The organism is Colwellia piezophila ATCC BAA-637 (assembly GCF_000378625.1).
Lineage (GTDB): Bacteria > Pseudomonadota > Gammaproteobacteria > Enterobacterales > Alteromonadaceae > Colwellia > Colwellia piezophila.
Map to the genome: position 1 here is coordinate 489,528 of NZ_KB905161.1, position 6,629 is coordinate 496,156.

Genomic DNA, 6,629 nt, shown 5'->3' on the forward strand with positions numbered 1-6,629 from the left:
TAATCATATTGTTCGGGCCTGAAACCTTTGTTCGGGGCTAAAGCACCCTCCTACAAGCCCACTCCTACAAGAGAGAGGGGCCTACAATGTTCGGTTGAATTATTTTATCTCTAAAAAGTCATGTAGTTCTTTTTTGAAATCTTCACCAATTTTGCCACATTTTAAGGTGTATTCTACGTTGGCCATAAGATAGCCTACTTTAGAACCACAATCGTGTGATTTGCCTTTAATTTGGTAAGCCTCTAACGGCTCTAACAAACGTAGTTGGTGTAAGGCATCGGTTAATTGAATTTCATCACCAGCTCCTGGTGGAGTAAATTCAAGTAAGTCCCAAATTTTTGCAGAAAGTACGTATCTACCAGTAATCGCTAAGTTGCTTGGCGCTTCATCAATCGGTGGCTTTTCTACCATATTGGTTATTAGCGCGCTTTCGCCAGCATTAATTTTAACGCCATCTAAATCAACCACACCGTATAAGTTCACTTTATCTTCTGGTACGGGTTCAACCATTATTTGGCTTTGCCCATTTTCGTCAAATCGCTTAATCATTTCGGCTAAGTTATCTGTTTTATGGTCAGATAAATATTGGTCAATAATTACATCAGGCAGTAATACCGCAAATGGTTCATCACCTATAATGGGTCTAGCCGTTAAAATTGCATGACCTAAACCTAAGGCTTTCGGTTGGCGAACTGAAATAATAGTGACACCTTTCGGTACAATTGAACGTACCTCTTCTAACAAGCTACGTTTAACGCGCTTTTCTAGTGTTGCTTCCAGCTCAAAGCTAGTATCAAAATGATTTTCAATAGAGTTTTTAGAAGAATGGGTTACTAAAACAATTTCTTTAATGCCAGCGGCTACCGCTTCATTCACCACATATTGAATCAGTGGTTTATCTACTAAGGGCAACATTTCTTTAGGGATGGCTTTGGTTGCGGGTAACATGCGTGTGCCTAAACCGGCAACGGGTAAAACGGCTTTTTTAACTTTCATTTAAAATCCTGCTTTGGGAAACGAAATACAGGCTGAGAAGAGGTTTTTATTTGAACTTAAATAAACATCCATTTACTACAGCGCATCCATACGATTATACGACAAATGATTATATAGAGCAGCTACACTATTTGCAACAAAGTGTTATGCCCGCTTTCATTTTGGTTCGGGTTGGTTCGGGGCTAAAGCACCCTCCTACAAAAAAATCGGGCATAAACACCCTCCTACAATTGGTTCGGGTTGGTTCGGGGCTAAAGCACCCTCCTACAAAAAAATCGGGCGTAAACAACCCTTCGACAAACTGTTCGGGGCTAAAGCGCCCTCCTACAATATTGTATATTTTGGTTGATTTACAACAATTAAAATTATCTAATACCTTGCAATACCTAGGTTACACTTAAATCACACACTTACCTCGCATTCATGTACTAACAATAATAAGGAGTGTTATGAAAAACGTTTACACCCTTTTATGGTTATTGTTAATCATCGTTGCCTGCCCTTCTTCTAGTCAATTGGATGACTTTTTCTCAGATTCATTTTATCAAAAGCTCACCGCTACTTACGGTGATTCGGCAAAGCGCCGTGCACAAAAGTGGCATGATGTGATGGTTGATAACCAGTCTGATAGTGATTGGTCAAAAATTAATAAAGTGAATCACTTTTTTAATCAAATCATTACTTACCAAGATGATATTAACTTATGGGGCAAGAAAGATTACTGGGCTTCCCCTGTTGAAACCATTGGCCGGGGTAAAGGTGATTGTGAAGATTATGCTATTGCCAAGTATTTTACTTTGACCTCTTTAGGTGTCGACCCAAATAAATTACGCTTAATGTATGTGCGCCAGCTAACGGTAAACCAACCGCATATGGTATTGATTTATTTTGAAAATCCAAAAGACGTGCCCTTAGTTTTAGATAATTTCAATCCGAAAGTATTACCCGCCAGTAAAAGGCGTGACTTAAAGCCTATTTACAGCTTTAATGCGCAGGGATTATGGATGGCCAAAGCTAGAGGCTTAGGTCGTAAGGTAGAAAATAGTAAAGGTGTTTCCGCTTGGAATAACTTAGTACAGCGTATTGAAGATGAAGAAATGCATACCTTAGCTACGGTTAACTAAGCATAAAATAGCTTAAACAATTTAAAAGTAATATAACAATACATGCTTATGCAGTTTATTCAGGATCTCATTGTAAGCGTCATCTTCGAGGTTACTTGTCGAAGAACCATTGCCTTATAAGCTGGATTCCCGACAATACACCTCGGGAATGACGGAATGATAAGCTGGATTCCCGACAAAACACCTCGGGAATGACGACTTACTGTTTAATCTACCTTGGCACGTAACAATATAATAATTTTTTGGGAAATAATAACTATGAGTGTTGCAATTAAAACTGGCATAAGTTTAAGAACTCTACTTTATAGCTTAGTCATCGGTATCGCCTTAGTTAATTTTTTGGGTGCCTCTTGGGTCAGTGTCGAGGCGACTCGATCTTATTTAAATGATCAAATGAAAAGTCACGCCCAAGATGCAGCGACCAGTGTCGGCTTATCAATTTCACCCTATATGGATGAAGAAAACTTGATGATTGCAGAAACTATGATTGTCGCCATTTTTGACTCTGGTTATTACCAAAAGGTCACGCTAACCGACGTGGATGATAAAATTATCATGTCTCGTGAAAATAATAAGGTTATTGATGGCGTGCCCTCATGGTTTATTAAAATTTTTGAATTAACCCCGCCAATCATGTCAAGCGAAGTGAATAATGGCTGGAACCTTGGCGGCACGTTAAGTTTTCAAAGCCATGTGGGTCTTTCCTATATAAAACTATGGCAACGTGCCATTAATAATTTTTTATCCTCTTTACTGATTGCTCTCATTTCGTGCTTCGCCGCTCACTATATATTACGATCGGTTTTAAACCCGTTAGCGCAAGTAGAGGCGCAAGCCATAGCAGTTAGTCGTAAAAGCTTCACTTTTATTAGTAAAATCCCGAAGACTCGTGAGCTTAAAACCGTTATTAATGCCATGAATACTATGGTGAGTAATATACAAGCCTCATTTGATCTGGTCAGCACTCAAGCGAACAAGCTTACTAACGAATTATATATCGATGATTTAACTCAATTAGGTAATCGTCGCGCTTTTCAAGGGCAGTTTAAAGCCGCTAATAATGAAATTCAGCCTGACGACTTTACCACCTTGGGGTTAGTGCAATTACATTCTCTACAAAGTATTAATACAGAACTTGGCTATAAAGCCGGTGATGATTATGTCCGCCAAGCAGCCCAATTGCTTACCGAGCAATTAAACTCTTTTAGCGGTGCTAAAGTTTATCGCGTTAATGGTGGTAGCTTCTTTTTTACCATTAACAGTGTCGGTGAAGATGTTATAAAATTTTGTCAGCATATTAACAATGAGTTCTCTGTGTTGAATTCACAGTATTATGAAGAGGGTTTTGGTAAGTTAGTTGCCATTACTTATAATAGCAGCGAAGCGCTGAGCGATTTATTAGCAAAATTAGATACCTTGTTAACACAAGAAAATTCAGCAACCTCGCTAGGGCAAGTTTATAACGATAAGTCCAATATCACTGCTCAAACAGCGCACGGTTTGCATCAATGGTCGAACATTATTGATGAATTGGTGCAATCAAAACATATTGAGTTTACCTTTCAACCGGTAATTTCAAGGACTGATGATTCAACAGATAGTGATTCAACAGAGAGTGAAGACGTTTTATATTATGAGTTGTTTAGTCAGTTTTTAAACAATGATGAAGTGGTTGCCAACAACCAGTTATATGCGATGGCTGAACGTACCAAAAAATCTCAAGAATTAGATAAACTGGTGTTAAATAAATTAGCCACGTTAACCACACTATCTTTAGAGTGTAAAGTAGCGATTAACCTAACCCATCAGTCATTGCATAGTAGTGAATTTAGACATTGGCTGGTCTCTTTTATTAAACAACATAAAACTAAGCTGCCACGCTTGGTGTTTGAGATTAATGAAGAGGCAATTCTTGCCGGTATAGATTCAAGTATTGACTTTATCCAGTCAGTAAAATCGTTAGGCATAGAGGTATGTATAGACCGCTTTGGCTCAAGTTTTACTTCTTTTAAATACCTTAAAGGCTTAGATGTAGATTATTTAAAAATTGATGGCGCTTATATCCATGAACTTGAGCTGAACCTTGAGAATAAACACTTTATTCAAGCAGTTACCCTCATTGGTCATGGCTTAGGCGTTAAAATATTAACCAGTCATGTCGATAGCTCTGCAACTAAGCTATTATTGCTAGAGGCGCATTGCGATGGACTTCAAGGAAATTACATCCAAAAAACCTTGCCATTGCAGAGAAAAGATACAGAGAGAGGGTGTATTTATTCACCTATTAAGCTATCATAGCGACAATTACAGATTGAAAATATGGAGCGACACTATGAACAAATATACTTTAGCTGCGGCAATTATTGCCTCTTTAGGCGCCACAATAATGCCTGTTTACGCTGTGGATATTGATCCAGCAGCACAAACAATTATTGATAACGCTGTAGCAACAGTATGTTCACCTAGTGGATGTGACCTTAACGCAACATTAACCGCAGCAATTGCTGCTAACCCAGCATTAGCTGAATCATTAGTTGCCGCGGCAATTGCTGTTGTTGGCGCAGACAGCGAAGAAGCGGAAACGCTTGTTGCAACAGCAATAGCGGCTGTTGGTATAGACTCACCGCTTGTTGCTGGTATATTAACTGCTGCAACCGAGGCGGGTGTAGATGCCGATACCGTAACAGGTATAGCGATTGCTACTGGTGTTGATGCTACATTAGCTTCTCAAGCGACAGCTGCTGGCCCAGCTGCTACGCCAGTTGCTGCTCCAGCTCCTAGGCTAGCTCCTACGCCTCCAGCCAACGGCGGTGGCAGCGTAGTCCCTATTTCACCAAACACATAAGTAGCTTGGTTACGGTACAAATTCATACTGTACTATTACCTACTATATAAAAGATCCTACGGGATCTTTTTTAGTATTAACGGCTTATTAAACCTTCCTCTTCTACAACTATCAAGCAATGACCATTAACCACTAATGATTCTGCAAGTAATAAGGTTCCATTGAATAAGTTCTTCTTTTATAGCCTATGCGCACTGATTATTTATGCTCCTATCCCTTTAGGTGCCAATAGAATTTGGGCCAGCTCTAGCCTTGAGTTTTTTATCTTTGCACTATTTTTAGGCCATTTATTCTTTACCCTCAAAAATAAACAACGCTTTCTTGCTCCTAGTTACTCTGTTGCGATTCTTGCGCCATTAAGCATAACGGTATTATGGTTAGTCGTTCAAATGACTCCTGGCTTAGGTACGCTGTTAGGCCGCTCATTCTCAACGCTTTCATTTGACCCGTCGTTGACTCATATCATGTTGTTAAAGACACTGGCGTTTACTCAATTTGCGTGGTTAGTCTTTTATTATGTCAATACTAAAACACTGCTTTATAAATTTGCCCTAACTCTACTGATATCTGGTTTATTTCAGGCTTTATATGCCACTTGGTTAAATCTTAATATCGGTATGGTCTCCCCTATTTTTTATATTCCTTATACAAAAGAAGCGGTAGGCAGCTTTATTTATAAGAACCAATTAGCAAATTACTTAGCGTTATGTTTGTCTATTGGTATTGGCGTGTTGATCAGCCAGCTGTCTTTAACAGGCTCCAGCCATCGAGTTCGACATAAAATCCGTGATATTGCCTCGATAATTTTAAGTACTAAGGTGCTGATCCGATTAAGTTTGATTATTATGATCATTGCCTTAATTTTAACGCGTTCTCGCATGGGTAACTCGGCATTTTTCTTGGCTTTAGCGGCGATCAGTGTTTTCTCTTTTTTCTTTTATAACCGTAAGCCTAAGTACTTACGTCATTTGATCTTGAGCTTCTTTATTGTCGACCTGATATTAGTGGGTGCTATTTTTGGTGTGGAAAAAGTAAAGCAGCGATTGATGGAAACCAGTTTAGCGTCTGAAACCAGAGATGAAGTGGTACGTGATTCGATACCGATGATATTAGAATATCCGGTCTTTGGGACGGGGGGAGGAAGTTTCTATTCAAGCTTTTCTCAATACCAAGCGCAAGCCTACTCTGGCTTTTATGATCATGCCCATAATGATTATATTCAATTTGCGGTTGAACTGGGGTTACCGATAACGTTTTTATTAGGCGCGATGGTATTGTATTGCCTGTTTATTTCCTTGAAGACGATAGTGAAACGTAAAACAGCCCTGTACCAAGGTGTCTCGTTTGGCTGTGCAGCGGCTATTATTCATATGTTATTACATGCAACGGTAGATTTCTCATTACAGTCACCCGCTATAGCCTTGCTTTTTATCAGTATATTGTCGATGAGTATAATCGCTGCAAACTTAAAAAGAGAGTCAAAGCGTATGTAGGAGGGTGTTTACGCCCGAACAGGGTTTGATGCCCGACGGGGTGTTCGGCGGTGTTCGTATTGTTCGCGGCTAAAATCTCACCTACGAATACAAATACCCATCCCCTGCGCGATTAAAATCCCGCCTACGAATACAAATACCCATCCCCTGCGCGATTAAAATCCCGCCTAC

The 6,629-nt window shown here is 39.5% G+C and carries 5 protein-coding genes; 4 read left to right on the top strand and 1 reads right to left on the bottom strand.

Annotated elements, in window-relative coordinates; all coding sequences use genetic code 11:
- Positions 1-99: 99 nt before the first annotated feature.
- Positions 100-996 (bottom strand): UTP--glucose-1-phosphate uridylyltransferase GalU, encoded by an 897-nt coding sequence (galU, locus tag F580_RS0105445; RefSeq protein ID WP_019026684.1) that lies wholly within the window; start codon positions 994-996, stop codon positions 100-102.
- Positions 997-1,445: 449 nt separating this feature from the next.
- On the opposite strand from galU, the gene F580_RS0105450 reads away from it, so the two are divergent.
- From F580_RS0105450 to F580_RS0105465, 4 genes are all read left to right on the top strand, one after another.
- Positions 1,446-2,120, top strand: a complete 675-nt coding sequence (locus F580_RS0105450; protein WP_019026685.1) for a transglutaminase-like cysteine peptidase — start codon at positions 1,446-1,448, stop codon at positions 2,118-2,120.
- 258 nt (positions 2,121-2,378) lie between these two features.
- A complete protein-coding gene (locus F580_RS0105455) occupies positions 2,379-4,418 on the top strand; it encodes a bifunctional diguanylate cyclase/phosphodiesterase (RefSeq protein ID WP_019026686.1) in 2,040 nt (679 codons plus the stop codon).
- 34 nt (positions 4,419-4,452) lie between these two features.
- The gene (locus F580_RS25415; protein WP_019026687.1) at positions 4,453-4,965 is read left to right on the top strand and encodes a hypothetical protein; all 513 of its coding nucleotides are present in this window, start codon (positions 4,453-4,455) and stop codon (positions 4,963-4,965) included.
- Positions 4,966-5,126: 161 nt separating this feature from the next.
- The gene (locus tag F580_RS0105465; RefSeq protein ID WP_019026688.1) at positions 5,127-6,458 is read left to right on the top strand and encodes an O-antigen ligase family protein; all 1,332 of its coding nucleotides are present in this window, start codon (positions 5,127-5,129) and stop codon (positions 6,456-6,458) included.
- Positions 6,459-6,629: the final 171 nt, after the last annotated feature.